The following is a 15,794-nucleotide window of genomic DNA, read 5'->3' on the forward strand; positions in this document are numbered from 1 at the left end:
TCGATGGTCTGCAACCTCGGATGCGCTGCGCTTATCCGGGCTACGACAGTCGAACGATCGAAACATGCATCTGTAGCCCGGATAAGGCCCCAGGCCGCATCCGGGGCCGCCGTGTGAGACGTCGTGGCGGGCCAATACTCTGCAATATCCGGCCTGCTATACCTCCGCTGCGTCGGTGATGTCGCCGAGTTCTCGCAAGACGGTCGTCGCGTAACACCCGGGAGGCAAGGCGAAGCGCAGCTCCAACGCTGCATCGTCCAGCCATTGCCAGCGCAACTCCGACGGCTGCAAACGCAACGCACGTCGCTCCTGCTTCAGGCCTGCACGTTCAAGGCCGGTGCGCAGGCGTGATGCGGTATCGCCCTCGAGCGCGCCTAGTTCAACTTCCCGGGCAATGCCGTCACTTCGCAACTCGCCCTCGCCCCAAAGCGGCCCGGTCGGATGAATGTCGAATGCATCGAGGCGAGCCTGCAATTCTTGGGTCAAAGACTCAGGCCCGAACACGCTGCGGCTGCCGTCGAGCATCCACACCTCGCCATCGAGCGCCGAGTTCCAGATGCCGGCCTCGACGCGCGCGGCCAGCACCCGGTTGAACAGTTCGGAACGCGCGGCCGAGAGCAGCATCGAGCGTTCCTCGCGCTTGACCCGGCGGCCGGCGAACATCGCCACCGCCTGCTGCACGTTGTTCCCGCCGCGGCCGAAGCGCTGCTCGCCGAAATAGTTCGGCACGCCCTGCGTGGCGATCGCCTGCAGGCGCGCATCGATGGCATCGCGCTGTCCTTCGACATCGCGCAGCACCAGCACGAACCGATTGCCGGCCAGCGCACCGCGCGGGAGCTTGCGCGCATGCCAGGCGTGGTCGAGCACGCGCAGATCGTCGGACTGCAGGGCATCGAGGTCGGGCGCGACTTTCTTCGGCAGCCACACGGTGAAGCGCTGCCGGGTGACCGCATGGCGGTCCTTCATCCCGGCCTGGCCGATCGCGGATTCGTCCACGCCTGCCCACGCGGCGATGCGCTTCGCTGCGAACGCGGTGTTCATGCCGCGCTTCTCGATGGTCAGCAACAGGTGTTCGCCGGCACCACTGGCCTCGAAGGCCGGCAGTTCCTCGACGAAGAAATCCTCCGCCGACACGCGGATGCGCGCGGTCAGTACCGATGCGCCATGCGCACGCGCTGGCTCGCTCATGCGCGCACCAGCAGGCAGACCGCCTGTGCGGCAATCCCTTCGCTGCGGCCGGTGAAGCCGAGCGTCTCCGTGGTCGTGGCCTTCACGCTGACGCGGTCGATCTCGATGCCGAGGTCCGCCGCGATCGCCTCACGCATCGCCAATGCATGCGGGCCGACCTTGGGCCGCTCGCAGACCACGGAGAGGTCGCAGTTGCCGACCTTCCAGCCGCGTTCGCGGACCAGCGCATCGCAATGGCGCAGGAAGGTGCGGCTGTCCGCGCCCTTCCAGCGATCGTCGGATGGCGGGAAATGCTTGCCGATGTCGCCCAACGCGAGCGCGCCGAGGATGGCATCGCACAGCGCATGCAGGGCAACGTCGCCGTCGCTGTGCGCGAGGACACCGCGCGTGTGATCGATGCGCACGCCGCCGAGCATCACGTGGTCGCCGTCGCCGAACGCATGCACGTCGAAGCCCTGGCCGATGCGGATGTTCGTGCTCATCGCGATGCGCGTCCTTGCAGCAGGAATTCCGCCAACGCGAGATCCGCTGGCGTGGTGACTTTCAGGTTGTCCTCGCGGCCTTCCACCAGCGCGGGATGCAGGCCGAGGCGTTCGACCGCCATCGCTTCGTCGGTGGCGACCACGCCGTCGGCTTGCGCGGCCTTCAGCGCGCGCAACAGCAAGTCCCGGTGGAACGCCTGCGGGGTCAATGCACGCCACAAGCCATCGCGCGGTTCGGTCCGCGCGATACGGGTGTCGGCGTCGGAACGCTTCAGCGTGTCGCGCACCGGCGCGGCCAGGATCGCGCCATCGATGCAGTCCCTTGCGGCTTCGATCAATCTGCCGATGTCGTCTGCGTGCAGGTGGGGTCGCGCGGCATCGTGGACCAGCAGCAGTTCGTCATCTGCTACACCGGCCGGCAATCCACGCAAGGCAGCGAGCACCGAATCGGCGCGTTCACCGCCGCCGATGCAGGTCAGCACCGGCTTGCCGTGCAACGACGTCAGACCCGGCCAGTGCGCATCATCAGCCGCCAGCGCGACCACCACGCCATCGATCCCGGGATGCGAGAGCACGGCCTCCAGCGCATGTTCGATGAGCGATTTTCCGGCGGCATGCAGATATTGCTTCGGCACCTCGCCGCCGAAGCGGCGACCGCTGCCGGCGGCGGGCACCAGCGCCCAGGTCACGGGCTCGCAGCCGGCGCGGGCGTGGGCGCAACCGCGCTTGCCGGCGCGTCCTCGACCACGCGATAGAAGGTCTCGCCCGGCTTGACCATGCCCAGCTCGCTGCGCGCGCGTTCCTCGACCGCAGCCTCGCCGGACTTCAGGTCCTCGACCTCGGCCGCGAGCGCGTCGTTGCGTTCCTGCAGGCGCAGGTTCTCCGCCTGCTGCGTCGCCACCTGCTGCTGCAGCCCGGCGACTTCCCGGTGACCACCGCTGCCCAGCCAGAGCGTGTACTGCAGGCCCGCCAGCAACAATGCCAGCAACAGCAGCAGCACGCGCACGGGCTTCACCTCCGCGCTGCCTCTCAGCGCTTCAGCGAGACGAACGCGGCGCGACCGGCATAGCGGGCTTCGCTGCCCAGCTGCTGTTCGATCCGCAGCAACTGGTTGTACTTGGCCACGCGGTCGCTGCGGCACAGCGAACCGGTCTTGATCTGGGTGGCGGTGGTCGCCACCGCGATGTCGGCGATGGTGGTGTCTTCGGTCTCGCCGGAGCGATGCGAGATCACCGCCGCGTAGTTCGCGCGCTCCGCCATCGCGATCGCTTCCAGCGTCTCGCTGAGGGTGCCGATCTGGTTGACCTTGATCAGGATCGCGTTGGCCACGCCTTGGTCGATGCCGTCCTTGAAGATGCGCGGGTTGGTGACGAACAGATCGTCGCCGACCAGTTGCACCTTGCCGGCCAGGCGCTCGGTGAGCAGCTTCCAGCCGGCCCAGTCGTCCTCGGCCAGGCCGTCCTCGATCGAGACGATCGGGTACTGCGCGGCCCAGTTGGCCAGGAAGTCGACGAACTGTTCCGAGGTCAGGCGCTTGCCTTCGCCGGTGAGGTTGTACTTGCCGTTCTCGAAGAACTCGCTGGCCGCGCAGTCCAGGCCCAGCAGCACGTCCTCGCCCGCCTTGTAGCCGGCCTTGCCGATCGCTTCCAGGATCGTTTCCAGCGCTTCCTCGTTGCTGCGCAGGTCGGGCGCGAAACCGCCTTCGTCGCCGACTGCCGTGCTCAGGCCGCGGCCCTTCAGCACCGACTTCAGCGCGTGGAAGATCTCGGTGCCGCTGCGCAGCGCTTCCGAGAACGAATCGAAGCCGACCGGCAGCACCATGAATTCCTGCAGGTCGACGTTGTTGTCGGCATGCGCGCCGCCGTTGATGATGTTCATCATCGGGACTGGGAGAGCAGGAGCGCTCAGGCGTTGCCCTATCGGCAACGCCTGCTCCTGCGAGCGCCCGGCCATGGATGGCCGGGCCGGGCTATCCGAAGTCGACGCGCCTGCGCCATGGATGGCCGCGACATCCATCAAATGCCGCCAAAGTGGAACCTTCTTCGATGCCGCGACCGCATGCGCATTCGCCATCGACACCGCCAGCAGCGCGTTCGCGCCGAGCCGGCCCTTGTTCTCGGTGCCGTCGAGGTCGATCAGGCGCTTGTCCAGGCCTTGCTGGTCCTGCGCATCGAAGCCCTTGAGCATGTCGGCGATCGCGCCGTTGACGTTGCCCACGGCCTTGAGCACGCCCTTGCCCAGGTAGCGGGTCTTGTCGCCATCGCGCAGTTCGACCGCTTCCTTGGTGCCGGTGGACGCGCCCGAGGGCACCAGCGCGCGGCCGAAGCTGCCGTCCGCCAGGGTGATCTCCGCTTCGAGCGTGGGATTGCCGCGGCTGTCGAGGATTTCGCGGGCGTGGACGGACGTGATCGTGGTGGTCATCGAGGGGATCGTCGGCTCAGAGGGAGGATTCGGCGAAGCCGGCGCGCTTGGTGATCGCGTCGAGTTCGAGCATGGTTTCGAGCAGGGCTTCCATCTTGCCCAACGGCCAGGCGTTCGGGCCGTCGGACAGCGCCTTGCTGGGATCGGGATGGGTTTCCATGAACACGCCGGCCACGCCGACCGCGACCGCCGCGCGCGCCAGCACCGGCACGAATTCGCGCTGGCCGCCGCTGCTGCTGCCCTGCCCGCCCGGCAACTGCACGGAGTGGGTCGCGTCGAACACCACCGGGCAGCCGGTGTCGCGCATCACCGCAAGGCTGCGCATGTCGGAGACCAGGTTGTTGTAGCCGAAGCTGGCGCCGCGCTCGCAGACCATGATGTTGCCGTTGCCGGTGGACTTGGCCTTCTCGACGACCGGCTTCATGTCCCACGGCGACAGGAACTGGCCCTTCTTGATGTTGACCGGCTTGCCGGTGGCGCAGACCTTGGTGATGAAATCGGTCTGGCGCACCAGGAAGGCCGGCGTCTGCAGCACGTCGACGACGGAGGCGACTTCATCCATCGGCGTGTATTCGTGCACGTCGGTCAATACCGGCACGCCCAATTGGCGCTTGACCTCGGCGAGCACGCGCAGGCCTTCTTCCATGCCCGGGCCGCGGAAGCTGCCGATCGAGGTGCGGTTGGCCTTGTCGAAGCTCGACTTGAAGATGAAGTTGATGCCGAGCCGCTCGGTGATTTCCTTCAGCTTGCCGGCGACATCGATTTGCAGTTGTTCGGACTCGATCACGCAGGGGCCGGCGATCAGGAACAGCGGCCGATCCAGGCCGACCTCGAAACCGCACAGTTGCATGCTCATGCTGCTGCCTCGCTGAGTAGCTTGCCGCCGGCCTTGCGCTCGCGCGCGGCGCGGATGAAGCCGACGAACAACGGATGCCCGTGGCGCGGCGTGGAGAGGAATTCGGGATGGGCCTGGCAGGCCAGGAACCACGGATGCGCATCCTGCGGCAGTTCGACCATCTCCACCAGCAGGTCGTCCATCGACTTGGCCGAGATCACCAGGCCGGCCGCTTCCAGTTGGGTGCGGTAACGGTTGTTGAACTCGTAACGGTGGCGGTGGCGCTCGCCGACGACGTCCTTGCCGTAGAGCTTGTGGGCGAGCGTGCCCGGCTTCACCCGCTGTTCCTGCAGGCCGAGGCGCATGGTGCCGCCGAGGTCGCTGCCTTCGCTGCGGCGTTCGATGTCGCCCGCCTGGGTGCGCCATTCGGTGATCAGGCCGATCACCGGGTGCGGGGATGCGCGATCATTCTCGGTGCTGTTGGCGCCGTCCAGCCCGGCGATGTGGCGCGCCACGTCGACGGCGGCCGCCTGCATGCCGTAGCAGATGCCGAAGTACGGCAAGTGGGTCTCGCGTGCATGCTTCGAGGTCAGCACCTTGCCTTCGAAACCGCGATCGCCGAAACCGCCCGGCACCAGGATGCCGTCCACGCCGGCCAGCACGGTCTCGGCACCATCGCGCTCCACGTCCTCGGCTTCCAGCCACTTCAGGTTGACCCGCGTGCGCTGGCGGATGCCGCCGTGCTTGAGCGCCTCGCCGACCGACTTGTACGCGTCCTTGTGGTCCACGTACTTGCCGACCACGGCGATGGTGACTTCGTCGATCGGATGCGCGGACGCATCGACCACCGCGTCCCATTCGGAGAGATCCGCGACCGGCGCGGCCTTGCCCTGCAGGCGCAACTGGTCGACGACGAGCTGGTCCAGCTGCTGGCCGTTGAGCCAGCGCGGGATCTTGTGGATGTTGTCCTGGTCGATCACCGAGATGACCGCCTTTTCCGGGACGTTGGTGAACAGCGCGATCTTGCGGCGCTCGCCGTCCGGCAGCGGCTGCTCGCTGCGGCAGAGCAGCACGTCCGGCTGGATGCCGATGCTGCGCAGTTCCTTGACCGAATGCTGGGTCGGCTTGGTCTTCAGCTCGCCCGCAGCGGCGATGTACGGGATCAGGGTGAGATGCACGTACATCGCCATGTCCTGGCCGCGCTCGATGCGCAACTGGCGGATGGCCTCGAGGAAGGGCAGCGACTCGATGTCGCCGACGGTGCCACCGATCTCGACCAGGCCCACGTCATAGCCGGCGGTCGCGGCATCGATGCAGCGCTTGATCTCGTCGGTCACGTGCGGGATCACCTGCACGGTGCCGCCCAGGTAATCGCCGCGGCGTTCCTTGCGGATCACCTGCTCGTAGATCTTGCCGGTGGTGATCGAGTTCAGGCCGGACAGGCGGGTGTTGACGAAGCGCTCGTAGTGGCCCAGGTCGAGGTCAGTCTCGGCGCCGTCGTCGGTGACGTAGACCTCGCCGTGCTGGAACGGGCTCATCGTGCCCGGATCGACGTTGAGGTACGGGTCCAGCTTCATCATCGTGACCTTCAGGCCACGGGCTTCGAGGATGGCCGCCAGCGAGGCGGCGGCGATGCCCTTGCCGAGCGAGGACACCACGCCCCCGGTGACGAAGACGAGGGGGGTATGCGAAGCGGGGGAAGTCATGGCGTCGGCACGGCGCTGGAAAGCGGCATTCTAGGCCAAGCGCCCCGCCGCTGCACGCGCCGGCTGCGCTGGCATCCACGGAAACCATTGATCCGCAACGGGAAAACCCGCCACGCTCAGGCGCGGAGGTCGAGCGCCTCGCGCAGCGCGCGCACCGTCGCTGCATCGCTGCGCCAGTGTCCGCGGGCCAGTCCGGCCGGCCCATCCGCGCCGATACCGGGGTCGAACCCCTTGGCAGAGGCATGCAGTTCACGGACGCCCGCGAGGCGCGCGACCTCGGCGATGTTTCCGGGCGTCAGTCCAGCCCCAGCGATCAGCGCGATGCGCCCGGCGGCACATTCGACGTCGGCAGCGATCACGGCAGCGCCGTCCAGTGCGCTGTCCGCGCCGCCGGAGGTGAGGATGCGCGAGCAGCCAAGGCCGATGACCGCCTCAATCGCCGCAGCGCGATCCGCGACCACGTCGAACGCGCGATGGAAGGTGATGTCCATCGTGCCCCCTGCCTCCACCAGTGCGCGGCAGCCCGCCCCGTCGACCCTGCCATCGGCATCCAGCATGCCGATGACGATGCCGTCGCAGCCCAGCCGGGCGCAGGCCTCGACATCGCGACGCATCGCGTCCAGTTCGGCTTGCGAACAAACGAGATCCCCGGCGCGCGCGCGGATCAGCACGTGCAGCGGGATGCGCAAGCGCTCGCGGGCGATGGCGATGCTGCCGAAAGACGGCGTGGTGCCGCCCTCGCCGAGGTTGGCGCACAACTCGACGCGATCGGCTCCACCGGCCTGCGCCGCCAACGCGGATTCGACGGAATTGGCCGCGATCTCCAGCAGTCGTCGCGACGACGCCATCAGGTCTTCGACGTGGCGTAAACCGAGGATGCCTGCAGCAGCGCGTCCTGCTGTTGCGCATCGCAGACCGCATAGACGAAGCCCTGGTGCAACGCGAACGCACCGACCTCGCCATGCCTGTTCATCGCCAGGAAACAGACCTGCAATGTCTTGCTGGCCTGGGGACGTTTCATCACGACGCGTTCGATCGCCAGGTGGCAGGCATCGCCCGGCGAGTGGCCCTGCCGCATCAGCTCGACCACCAGGAAGCTGGCGGCATTGCGCAGCATTTCCTCGCCCACGCCGGAGGCGGTTGCGCCTCCGACCTGATCGTCCACATAGAGGCCGGCACCGATGATCGGGCTGTCGCCGACCCGGCCGTGCATCTTCCAGGCCATCCCGCTGGTGGTGCAGGCACCGGCCATGCGCCCGTCCGCACCAAGCGCGAGCATGCCGATGGTGTCGTGGTTGTCCTTGTTGCCCGGCATGCCGCGGCGTTCGGCGTTGATCTCCGGGGCGTAGCGCGAGGTCTTCAACCACTCGCGCCAGGCCTGTTCCGCTTCGGGCGTGCGCAAGCTGCGCGGCGCGAAGCCTTCGGCAATGGCGAACTGTTTCGCGCCATCGCCGACCAGCAAGACGTGCGGGGTTTTCTCCATCACCTTGCGGGCGACCGAAATCGGGTGGTCGATGTCCTGCAGCGCCGCCACCGCGCCGCAGCTGCCGTCACCTTTCATGATGCTGGCATCCAGGGTCACGACGCCGTCGCGATCCGGATAGCCGCAACGGCCCACGGTGGAATGGCACTGGCCGGTCTCCGCCCAGCGCGCGCCGGCTTCGACCGCGTCGAGTGCGTTGCCGCCGGCGGCGAGCACCTGCCAGGCCTCGCGATTGGCCGGCACGCCGAAATCCCAGGTCGACACGACTTTTGCGCCGGTGGCTTCCGACGATGCACGTGCAGTCGGCAGCATCGCCGCGCCCGCGGCCATCAAGGAAGACTGCAGGAAGCGGCGTCGCGACGACATCGTGGGCCTTGTCAGGAAGGATGGTGGGCAGCGTGCCAGGCGGCGGCGCCGATGATGCCGAGCTGGCCGTGTTCGACCGTGTAGACCGGCACGTCGCGCAGGGTGTCGGAGAGCACGCCCTTGTCGAGGAAGCGTTGCATGAAGCCGCCCTGCCGCAGGTAGTGGTCGAGGTGCCCTGCGAGGCCACCGGCCAGGCAGACCGAACCGGCGCGGAACGTGATCGCGAGGTCGCCGGCGAAGCTGCCCAGCCAGCGGCAGAACAGCGCCGCGCATTCGGCGGCGAGCAGGTCGCCGCCTTCGTCGGCGGCATCGACGAGTTCGCTCGGCGCATGCCAGCGCGGCTGCATGCCGCGCAATTCGCACAGCGCCTGGTACAGGTTCACCAGGCCGGGACCGGACAGTACGCGCTCGTTGTCGACATGGCCGAAGCGCGACTGCAGCAGGCGCACCACGTCGAGTTCCAGCGGCGTATTCGCCGCCAATGCTGCATGGCCGGCCTCGCTCGGTTGCACGCCCGTGCGCCCACCCTGGTCGATGACCAGCGCCGCACCCAGCCCGGTACCGGGCCCGACCAGTACCACCGGCAGTCGCAAACCGTTGCCATCGCCCGCGCCGAGCACCTGCAATTGATCGGCCGGCACCTGCGGCAAGGCCCAGGCCAGCGCTTCGAAATCGTTGATCAGGTGCAGCTGGGCGATGCCGGCCTCGCGGCGGGTCTCGGCCAGCGACACCTTCCACGGCAGGTTGCTGTTCAACAGCTGGTCGCCCTGCAGCACGCCGGCGATCGCGACCACGCAATCGGCCGGGAACGGGCCGGCTTGCGCGGCCTCGCATTCTTCGCGGAAGCGGCGGAGGATCGCCGCCAGTCCGCCGAAGTTCGCGCAAGGATAGCGGCGGTGGAACAGCACCGTGATGCCGCCATCGGCCTCCACCCCGACCAGTCCCAGCCGGGCGTAGGTGCCGCCCACGTCGGCAGCGATCAACCGCGCGCCGGATTGGTCCCCGGTCGCGCGCACGGCGGCGTCCACCACAGGCAAGCTCCCTGGCCGGCGATGCGCCTGGCCTTTCCGCGATTGTATCGGCCATCGCCACACGGCTGGCAGGTCGGCGTGCAAATCCCGACTTCAGGCCACACACTGGCCGCCCCCTGCGTGCGCAAGCCCCGATCGAACGAATGAATACCCGTTACAACGCCGCCGACATCGAAGTCCTCTCCGGCCTGGATCCGGTCAAGCGCCGTCCCGGCATGTACACCGACACCGCGCGGCCCAACCACCTGGCGCAGGAAGTCATCGACAACGCGGTGGACGAGGCCCTGGCCGGCCACGCGCGCAGCATCCAGGTCATCCTGCACGAAGACGGCAGCTGCGAAGTGGCCGACGACGGCCGCGGCATGCCGGTGGACATCCATCCGGAGGAGAAGATTCCCGGCATCGAACTGATCCTCACCCGCCTGCACGCGGGCGGCAAGTTCAGCAACAAGAACTACACCTTCAGTGGCGGCCTGCACGGCGTAGGCGTGAGCGTGGTGAATGCGCTGAGCAGGCATGTCGACGTGTTCATCAAGCGCGACGGCAACGAATACCGGATGGCGTTCAAGGACGGCGATCGCGCGTCGCCGCTGGAGATCGTCGGCAGCGTCGGCAAGAAGAACACCGGCACCCGCCTGCGTTTCTGGCCGGATCCGAAATACTTCGATACGCCCAAATTCAACCTGCGCGCGCTGCGCCACCTGCTGCGCGCCAAGGCGGTGCTCTGCCCCGGGCTGACCGTCACCCTGTTCGATGAGGCCAGCGGCGAACGCAACGCGTGGCATTACGAAGACGGACTGCGCGACTACCTGAAGGGCGAATTGGCCGAGCGCGAATTGCTGCCGCCGGACCTGTTCGTCGGCAATCTCAAGAAGGACACCGAGATCGTCGACTGGGCGGTCGCCTGGGTCGCCGAGGGCGATCTGGTGCAGGAAAGCTACGTCAACCTGATCCCCACCGCGCAGCACGGCACCCACGTCAACGGTCTGCGCACCGGTTTCACCGACGCGCTGCGCGAGTTCTGCGACTTCCGCAACCTGCTCCCGCGCGGCGTCAAGCTGGCGCCTGAAGACGTGTGGGATCGCGTGGCCTTCGTGCTGTCGCTGAAGATGACCGATCCGCAGTTCAGCGGGCAGACGAAAGAGCGACTGAGTTCACGGCAAGCGGCAGGATTCGTCGAAGGCGCGGCGCACGATGCGTTCTCGCTGTGGTTGAACCAGCACACCGAGTACGGCGAGAAGATCGCGCAGCTCGCGATCGAACGCGCATCGGCGCGCCTGAAGACCGAGAAGCAGATCGTCCGCAAGAAGGTGACGCAAGGCCCGGCCCTGCCCGGCAAGCTGGCCGATTGCATTTCGCAGGATCTCTCGCGCACCGAGCTGTTCCTGGTCGAAGGCGACTCCGCCGGCGGCAGTGCGCGGCAGGCCCGCGACAAGGATTTCCAGGCGATCCTGCCGTTGCGCGGCAAGATCCTGAATACCTGGGAAGTGGCCTCGGGGCAGGTACTGGCCTCGCAGGAAGTGCACGACCTCGCGGTCGCGATCGGCTGCGACCCGGGCAAGGAGGCGATCGACGGCCTGCGTTACGGCAAGGTGGTGATCCTGGCCGATGCGGACAGCGACGGCCTGCACATTGCCACCTTGCTGTCGGCGCTGTTCCTCAAGCACTTCCCGGCCTTGGTCGCTGCCGGCCACGTGTTCGTGGCGATGCCGCCGCTGTTCCGCGTCGACGTCGGCAAGCAGGTGTTCTACGCGCTGGACGAAGAGGAAAAACGCCTGCTGCTGGAGAAAATCGCCCGCGAGAAGCTCAAGGGCCAGGTCAACGTCACCCGCTTCAAGGGACTGGGCGAGATGAACCCGCAGCAGCTGCGCGAATCGACCATGCACGTCGACACGCGGCGCCTGGTCCAGCTCACCGTGGACGACCACGACGCCACCCGCGGCCTGATGGACATGCTGCTGGCGAAGAAGCGTGCCGGCGACCGCAAGTCCTGGCTCGAGCAGAAGGGCGACCTGGCGACGCTGGAAGTGTGAACCGCGCCGGGAGTTCAGCGTGATGAACGGCGCCCGGATCGCCCGGTTTTGCCGCGCCATGCGGCAAGCCACTAGACTTGCCGGGCCGGCGACGGGCGCAAACGGAATGCACATGGACACCATCAGGAAACCGCTCGCCCGCTGCATCGGCGCACTGCTTGCCTGCGCCGCGGCGCCGGTCTTCGCGCAGGCGATCCCCGCCGCGGACTTCGCGAAGCGCCAGGAGGCCTGGGGCGCGACGCTATCGCCCATGGGCGAATACGCGGCGCTGGAAGTGCCGGTCAAGGACGGCCTGGAGACCCAGTTGCAGATCGTCAAGCTCGACGGCAGCGGCGACACCAAGGTGCTGCGTTTCCGCAGCCAGCAGCACGTCTCGGACGTCATCTGGACCGCGGACGACCGCGTGGTGGTATCGCCGGCACGCTTGCAGCCGCTGAAGGAAGCCCCGGCGAGCTATGGCGAACTGATGACGTCGGACATCAATGGCAAGAACCAGGACACCCTGTTCGGCTACATCCCCGACAGCGGCAACCTGCGCGGCAAGCGCAAGGACACCGGCTGGTCGGTCGTCACCGAGGTACTCGACGCCGAACCCGGCATGGCACTGGTCGACTCACCTGCTGGGATTGCGGCGAAGATCCGGACTCGGTGATCTTCAAGGTCGACACGCGCACCGGCTCGCGCACGGAGATCGAGCGCGTCGACGGGCGCGCCCATTTCGAGTTCGATCGCACCGGCGAGGGGCGTTTCCGCACGACCTGGAACGACGAGGACGAGCCGATCCTGCACTACCGGTCCGCGAAGGGATCGGCCTGAACCCCACTGCCGGAATCGATCGCCGGCCGGTTGATCTATGGCACCCAGTTCGACCCGGACAACAACGTCGTCTACGCGCTGGTGACCGATGCCGGCGAACCTGCGCAGGCGTATCGCATCGATCTCGCGGCGGGTACCCGCACCAAGCTGGCCGGGCGCGACGACGTCTCGATGTCCGGGTTCATGCTGGAGGGGCGCAACGGCTCGCCGTTCGCGGTGCTCTCGTTCGCCGACAAGCCGTCCGTCCAGTACATCAAGCCGCAGTCCGGATGGGCGCAGCTGCATGCCGGCCTGATGAAGTCCTTCCCGGGGATGATGGTGTCCTTCAGTGGCGTCAGCCGGGACAACGACAAGGTGATGTTCCGCACCTGGTCCGATCGCGATGCCGGGTCGGTCTACATCTATGAGCGCGCCGCGAAGAAGGTGCAGAAGCTCATGGATTCCCGTCCGTGGCTGCCTGCCGCCCGAATGGCGAGCATGAAGCCGATCGCATTCACCGCGCGCGACGGCGGCAAGGTCTACGGCTTCTACACCGCGCCGGCGGGCCCGGGCCCGCATCCGCTGGTGGTGCTGCCGCATGGCGGCCCCTACGAGGTCAGCGACAGCTGGGGCTTCGATGAGGAAGTGCAGTTCCTGGCCAGCCGCGGCTACGCCGTACTGCAGGTGAACTACCGCGGCTCCAGCGGGCGCGGCGAATCGTACGTACAGGCCGGCTGGAAGGGCTGGGGCACGAAGATCCAGGACGACATCACCGATGCGGTGAAGTGGACCATCGACCAGAAGATGACCGACGCAAACCGGATCTGCCTGTTCGGCGCCAGCTTCGGTGGCTACTCGGCCCTCGTGCAGCCGGTCCTCAACCCGGGCATGTACAAGTGCGCGATCGGCTATGTCGGCGTCTACGACCTTCCGCTGATGCGCAAGACCGACAATCGCAATGGCCAGAGCGATGCCACCGAACGCTTCTTCGCGCGCACCCTGGGCACCGACGACGTGGCGCTGGGCAAGGTCTCGCCCGCGCTGCGCGCAGGCGACATCAAGGTGCCGGTGATGCTGGTGCACGGCAAGGACGACAAGACCGCCGACTTCAACCAGTTCAAGGTCATGGAGGCCGCGCTGAAGGCTGCCGGCAATCCCGCCCAGGTCATGCTTGCGGACGGCGAGGGACATGGCTTCGTGAAGCCCGAAAACCGCGCGGAGATGTACCGCAAGATGGAAGCGTTCCTGGCCAAGTACATCGGCCCCGGCGCGAAGTAAGCGCCGGCTCCCGAGGCTCCCCCGGAGGGCGGCGCAAGCCGCCCTTCGTCGTTCAGGACGCCAGCGTCGCCGCCAGCAGGCGGCGCAGCAACGGCCGCAGGCGCGCGGCCTTCGCCTCGTCGTAGGCGAAGCTGTCTTCGTCCATGTAGGTGCGCTGGCTGATCTCCAGTTGCACAGCGTCGATGCCATCGCCCGGAGCGCCGTAGTGGCGGGTGATATGGCCGCCCTTGAAGCGGCCGTTGGCGATCCAGTCGTAGTCGGTTTGCGCGGTCAGCACGGCTTCGATCCGGGCCTGCAGCGCGGGCGAGCAACTCCCGCCATTCGCCGTGCCCAGGTTGAGGTCGGGCAGGCGTCCCTCGAACAGGAACGGCAGGCCGCTGCCGCGGATCGAATGGCCTTCCCACAACGCCACGCGCCCATGCGCGCTGCGCAGGCGATCCAGCTCGTCGCGCAAGGCGACGTGGTACGGCCGCCAATAGCGTTCGATGCGCGACGCCACTTCATCGGCGTCTGGTTCCCGGCCCTGCAGGTAGATCGGCTCGCCGGTGAAGCGCACCAGCGGCACCAGGCCCGTGGTGTTCTGTCCGGGATACAGGCTGGTGTCGTCCTCGCCACGATTGAGGTCGATCACGTAGCGCGAATACCCCGGCACCAGGATCGATGCGCCCAGTTCTCGGGCGAAGTCGTACAACCGCGACACATGCCAGTCGGTATCCGGCGCGATGCGTGCCGGCGGGGTCATCCGCGACTGCAATGATTCCGGAATCAGGCTGCCGTCGTGCGGCAGGCTGAGCAGCAGCGGGGCGCTGCCGCGATGCAGGGTGAACACATCAGGCATGACGGCCTCAGGCGAAGCGCGCGGGATCGAACGGCGCGGGATCGATCGCCGGTGCCCGACCGCCGATCAGGTCGGCCAGCAACTGGCCGGTGCCGGCGCTCATGCCCACGCCCATCATGCCGTGGCCGACCGCCAGCCACAGGTGGCGATGGCCGGGCGCGCGGCCAAGCAGCGGGATGTCGTCACGACTCATCGGCCGCCAACCGAACCACTTCTCGCGCAGTTCGGGGCCGACAGGTTCGTGCAGGAACTGGCGCGCACCGCGCTCCAGCGCGCCCAGGCGCGCCTCGTTGAGGCTGCTGTCGTAGCCAGAGAATTCCATCGTGCTGCCCAGGCGGAACCCGCCCGGCCAGGACGAGACGCAGACGGAGGGTCCATGCAGGATCATCGGCCGCTTCGGCACCAAGGCCGGCCGGCTGTAGGTCATCGAATAACCCTTGCCGGGCTGGATCGCGTTTCGCAGCCATGGCAGCCCGATGTCGCGGGCCATGCGCGGCGACCAGGCGCCGGTGGCGATGACCGCATCGCGGGCGCGCAGCGTGCCTTGCGCCGTCATCGCGACCACGCCGTCCTTGCCCGCCTCGAGCGAGTGCAGGGCGCAATCCTCGACGATGCGGCCGCCGCGTTCGCGCACCACGCGCGCGAGCTCCGCCACGTAGCGGTCGGGCCGCAGCGCGGCATCGCCGCTGAAGCGGATCGCACCGACCACGCCGGGCTTCAGTGCAGGCTCCTGAGCTTCATAGTCGGCGCCATCGATGAGTTCGACGTCGATGCCGAGGTCGCGCAGCAGCGGGATCTCGTGCATCTCGCCCGCCATCGTGCGCTGGTCGCGGAACACGTAGTCCTCGCCGCTCTCGACGAAGTCGCAGTCCAGGCCGTAGTCCTCGATCCAGCGCTGCACGCGCAGGCGCGAATCGGCCAGCATCGTGTACTTCGCGCGCGCGCTGGCTTCCCAGTCGCGCAGGTTGCAGCGCAGGGCGAAGCCCGCCATCCAGCGCCACAGCAGCGGATCGAAGCGCGGCGGCACGAACAGCGGCGCATCCTTCTTGAACATCCAGCGCATCGCCTTGGCGATGGTGCCCGGCGCGGCCAGCGGGGTTGCGTGGCTCGGGGTCAGCGTGCCGCAATTGCCGTGCGAGGCGCCGCCGCCGATGCGGCCGGCATCGATGACGGTGACCGCGCGTCCATCGTTCAACAGCGCCAGCGCGGTGGCCAGGCCGGACACGCCGGCACCGACCACCAGCACATCGATCGGGTTGTCGTTCAATCGCGACGTCACGCCGTCATCCCGGTAGAGGCAAGGCCGCCATTATCCGGGGAACACCGGCCTCCGCCACC

16 protein-coding genes are annotated in these 15,794 nt (G+C 67.7%); 4 read left to right on the top strand and 12 right to left on the bottom strand.

Annotated elements, in window-relative coordinates; translation table 11 throughout:
• Nucleotides 1-156: 156 nt before the first annotated feature.
• The 10 genes from truD to ACE3T8_RS07970 all read right to left on the bottom strand — a co-directional run bounded on the left by truD (nucleotide 157) and on the right by ACE3T8_RS07970 (nucleotide 9,497).
• On the bottom strand, nucleotides 157-1,188 hold the full coding sequence (truD, locus tag ACE3T8_RS07925) for a tRNA pseudouridine(13) synthase TruD (protein WP_374608256.1): 1,032 nt from the start codon (nucleotides 1,186-1,188) through the stop codon (nucleotides 157-159).
• Nucleotides 1,185-1,670 (bottom strand): 2-C-methyl-D-erythritol 2,4-cyclodiphosphate synthase, encoded by a 486-nt coding sequence (ispF, locus tag ACE3T8_RS07930; RefSeq protein ID WP_374608258.1) that lies wholly within the window; start codon nucleotides 1,668-1,670, stop codon nucleotides 1,185-1,187. Before ispF ends, truD begins: the two co-directional genes overlap by 4 nt.
• On the bottom strand, nucleotides 1,667-2,359 hold the full coding sequence (gene ispD / locus ACE3T8_RS07935) for a 2-C-methyl-D-erythritol 4-phosphate cytidylyltransferase (protein ID WP_374608259.1): 693 nt from the start codon (nucleotides 2,357-2,359) through the stop codon (nucleotides 1,667-1,669). Before ispD ends, ispF begins: the two co-directional genes overlap by 4 nt.
• Nucleotides 2,356-2,685 carry a cell division protein FtsB gene (gene ftsB / locus ACE3T8_RS07940; RefSeq protein ID WP_374608261.1) on the bottom strand — a complete coding sequence of 110 codons (330 nt, stop codon included), beginning with the start codon at nucleotides 2,683-2,685 and terminating at the stop codon, nucleotides 2,356-2,358. Before ftsB ends, ispD begins: the two co-directional genes overlap by 4 nt.
• A 14-nt stretch (nucleotides 2,686-2,699) precedes the next feature.
• Entirely contained in the window at nucleotides 2,700-4,091 is a 1,392-nt protein-coding gene (gene eno / locus ACE3T8_RS07945) for a phosphopyruvate hydratase (RefSeq protein ID WP_374608263.1), read from the bottom strand.
• Between the two features lie 16 nt (nucleotides 4,092-4,107).
• Nucleotides 4,108-4,941: a 3-deoxy-8-phosphooctulonate synthase gene (gene kdsA, locus ACE3T8_RS07950; RefSeq protein WP_374608472.1), complete on the bottom strand. Its 834-nt coding sequence runs from the start codon at nucleotides 4,939-4,941 to the stop codon at nucleotides 4,108-4,110.
• A gap of 2 nt (nucleotides 4,942-4,943) precedes the next feature.
• Nucleotides 4,944-6,632: a CTP synthase gene (locus ACE3T8_RS07955; protein ID WP_374608265.1), complete on the bottom strand. Its 1,689-nt coding sequence runs from the start codon at nucleotides 6,630-6,632 to the stop codon at nucleotides 4,944-4,946.
• 116 nt (nucleotides 6,633-6,748) lie between these two features.
• The gene (locus tag ACE3T8_RS07960) at nucleotides 6,749-7,480 is read right to left on the bottom strand and encodes a copper homeostasis protein CutC (RefSeq protein WP_374608266.1); all 732 of its coding nucleotides are present in this window, start codon (nucleotides 7,478-7,480) and stop codon (nucleotides 6,749-6,751) included.
• Nucleotides 7,480-8,481: a N(4)-(beta-N-acetylglucosaminyl)-L-asparaginase gene (locus ACE3T8_RS07965; RefSeq protein WP_374608268.1), complete on the bottom strand. Its 1,002-nt coding sequence runs from the start codon at nucleotides 8,479-8,481 to the stop codon at nucleotides 7,480-7,482. Before ACE3T8_RS07965 ends, ACE3T8_RS07960 begins: the two co-directional genes overlap by 1 nt.
• 11 nt (nucleotides 8,482-8,492) lie before the next feature.
• On the bottom strand, nucleotides 8,493-9,497 hold the full coding sequence (locus tag ACE3T8_RS07970) for a glucokinase (RefSeq protein WP_374608269.1): 1,005 nt from the start codon (nucleotides 9,495-9,497) through the stop codon (nucleotides 8,493-8,495).
• A 158-nt stretch (nucleotides 9,498-9,655) separates the two neighbouring features.
• Between ACE3T8_RS07970 and parE the strand changes: the two genes are divergently transcribed.
• The 4 genes from parE to ACE3T8_RS07990 all read left to right on the top strand — a co-directional run bounded on the left by parE (nucleotide 9,656) and on the right by ACE3T8_RS07990 (nucleotide 13,618).
• A complete protein-coding gene (gene parE, locus ACE3T8_RS07975) occupies nucleotides 9,656-11,545 on the top strand; it encodes a DNA topoisomerase IV subunit B (RefSeq protein ID WP_374608271.1) in 1,890 nt (629 codons plus the stop codon).
• Nucleotides 11,546-11,657: 112 nt separating this feature from the next.
• Complete coding sequence (locus ACE3T8_RS07980; protein WP_374608272.1) at nucleotides 11,658-12,197, top strand: hypothetical protein; 540 nt, start codon at nucleotides 11,658-11,660, stop codon at nucleotides 12,195-12,197.
• Entirely contained in the window at nucleotides 12,194-12,361 is a 168-nt protein-coding gene (locus ACE3T8_RS07985) for a hypothetical protein (protein ID WP_374608274.1), read from the top strand. The genes ACE3T8_RS07980 and ACE3T8_RS07985 overlap by 4 nt, the downstream gene beginning before the upstream one ends.
• A 30-nt stretch (nucleotides 12,362-12,391) precedes the next feature.
• Nucleotides 12,392-13,618, top strand: a complete 1,227-nt coding sequence (locus tag ACE3T8_RS07990; protein WP_374608275.1) for an alpha/beta hydrolase family protein — start codon at nucleotides 12,392-12,394, stop codon at nucleotides 13,616-13,618.
• A gap of 52 nt (nucleotides 13,619-13,670) precedes the next feature.
• Here the strand turns inward: ACE3T8_RS07990 and hutG are convergent, their stop codons facing one another.
• Together hutG and ACE3T8_RS08000 are read right to left on the bottom strand one after the other, a co-directional pair.
• Nucleotides 13,671-14,456, bottom strand: coding sequence for an N-formylglutamate deformylase (gene hutG, locus ACE3T8_RS07995; RefSeq protein ID WP_374608276.1), 786 nt, complete (start codon nucleotides 14,454-14,456; stop codon nucleotides 13,671-13,673).
• Nucleotides 14,457-14,463: 7 nt separating this feature from the next.
• Nucleotides 14,464-15,723 (bottom strand): NAD(P)/FAD-dependent oxidoreductase, encoded by a 1,260-nt coding sequence (locus ACE3T8_RS08000; protein WP_374608474.1) that lies wholly within the window; start codon nucleotides 15,721-15,723, stop codon nucleotides 14,464-14,466.
• Between the last annotated feature and the right edge of the window lie 71 nt (nucleotides 15,724-15,794).

It is taken from the genome of Thermomonas sp. (assembly GCF_041919455.1).
Lineage (GTDB): Bacteria > Pseudomonadota > Gammaproteobacteria > Xanthomonadales > Xanthomonadaceae > Thermomonas.

Coding starts and splice junctions, on each gene's coding strand:
- kdsA (WP_374608472.1), bottom strand. CDS start 4,941: ATGCAACTGTGCGGTTTCGAGGTCGGCCTGGATCGGCCGCTGTTCCTG.
- ispF (WP_374608258.1), bottom strand. CDS start 1,670: ATGAGCACGAACATCCGCATCGGCCAGGGCTTCGACGTGCATGCGTTC.
- eno (WP_374608263.1), bottom strand. CDS start 4,091: ATGACCACCACGATCACGTCCGTCCACGCCCGCGAAATCCTCGACAGC.
- truD (WP_374608256.1), bottom strand. CDS start 1,188: ATGAGCGAGCCAGCGCGTGCGCATGGCGCATCGGTACTGACCGCGCGC.
- parE (WP_374608271.1), top strand. CDS start 9,656: ATGAATACCCGTTACAACGCCGCCGACATCGAAGTCCTCTCCGGCCTG.
- ACE3T8_RS07960 (WP_374608266.1), bottom strand. CDS start 7,480: ATGGCGTCGTCGCGACGACTGCTGGAGATCGCGGCCAATTCCGTCGAA.
- ACE3T8_RS07955 (WP_374608265.1), bottom strand. CDS start 6,632: ATGACTTCCCCCGCTTCGCATACCCCCCTCGTCTTCGTCACCGGGGGC.
- hutG (WP_374608276.1), bottom strand. CDS start 14,456: ATGCCTGATGTGTTCACCCTGCATCGCGGCAGCGCCCCGCTGCTGCTC.
- ACE3T8_RS07980 (WP_374608272.1), top strand. CDS start 11,658: ATGGACACCATCAGGAAACCGCTCGCCCGCTGCATCGGCGCACTGCTT.
- ACE3T8_RS07965 (WP_374608268.1), bottom strand. CDS start 8,481: ATGTCGTCGCGACGCCGCTTCCTGCAGTCTTCCTTGATGGCCGCGGGC.